Here is a 1,380-nt window from a genome sequence, read left to right as displayed (position 1 = left end):
ATGGTTTCATGCAATATGGTGGCGAATGCGGGCAACGACAAAACTATCTCTGTAAATGCACTTCCAGCCAAGGGCGCATTCTATACAGGCAAGTACACCAACCACTTCAACCATGTTCTTGGTATCAGCCAGGAACAGGTCGATGCACGTATGGATTCGCTCTGGCAACACTTCTTCACCCCAGGCGACTTCTCGCGTTTTGCTCAGGCCGACCAGAGCACGGTTTATTACGAGGTGAACGACTCTATGGCCTTCGTCTATGATGTGGGCAGCGATGATGTGCGTACCGAGGGAATGTCCTACGGCATGATGATCTGCCTGCAGCTCGACAAACCAAAGCAGTTCGACCGACTCTGGCGTTGGGCCAAGACCTACATGCGCTATCCCGATTCATCGCCCTGGAGCGGTTATTTCTGCTGGCAATGCAAGGCTGACGGCACACCCTTCGGACACTCGAACGCAAGCGACGGCGAGGTCTATTTCGCTACCGCACTCTTCATGGCAGCCCACCGATGGAACAACCCTCAATATGAGGATGATGCGTTGGATATTCTCCACCAAACAATGACCAAACCCTGCACCGAGGGCGTCTGGAACCTCTACGATTCGGCCACCCACGTCATCACCTTCGTGCCTACTGACGATGCTCACCTCTACACCGATCCATCTTACCAGCTTCCGGCCTTCACCGAACTGTGGTCGCGTTGGGACAAGGAGCGTGCCGACTTCTGGAAGGAGGCTTCGGTGGCAGCACGTCGCCAACTTCGTATAGCATCCCACCCTGTCACCGGACTTTATCCCGACTACAGCACCTACGATGGTGAGCCTTTCCGCGGCCCATATTGTGGCTATGATTCGCGCCGTTTTCAGTATGACGCCATACGTTGCCCCATGAATGTCGGCATGGATTATTATCTCTTCGGAGCCGACCGTGAGCTACAGAGCGAAACCATGCTGCGCCTGCTCACCTTCTTCAGAGATGAAGGCTTTGAGCACGGTCAGTTTGAGGTCGATGGCTCTAATCCTACCGGCAACTATACCATCGGCATGACCGGTGCCAATGCTGTAGGCGCTATCGCCTTGCACGACGAGAAACTGAAGCGTCAATACCTGCAGATGCTCTGGGACGCCCGTCCACCTAAGGGCCAATGGCGCTATTATGAAGGCATGGTCTATATGCTCTCAATGCTCCATGTATCGGGCAATTTTAGAATCTATTAGCAGACAGACATTTCTCTCTACTTAGAATAATGAAACAGCAGAATAAGGATTTCGGGGTTCAAAAATATCCCTCAACATCCCTCTATTTTATAAAATAAGGTTAAATCAAGTTCGCCCTGCCAACAAAATCCATCCATATAATCAACTTTCTGAATATTT

At 51.4% G+C, this 1,380-nt stretch carries 1 protein-coding gene; it reads left to right on the top strand.

Annotated elements, in window-relative coordinates; translation table 11 throughout:
- On the top strand, positions 1 to 1,221 hold a 1,221-nt coding region (locus DWV53_RS15240), incomplete at its 5' end, for a glycosyl hydrolase family 8 (RefSeq protein ID WP_118155453.1).
- Positions 1,222 to 1,380: the final 159 nt, after the last annotated feature.

Source organism: Segatella copri, from assembly GCF_003465495.1.
Classification (GTDB): Bacteria; Bacteroidota; Bacteroidia; order Bacteroidales; family Bacteroidaceae; genus Prevotella; species Prevotella copri_G.
Note: the sequence above shows the minus strand (reverse complement) of the source record. Positions and strands in the feature narration are given on the sequence as shown.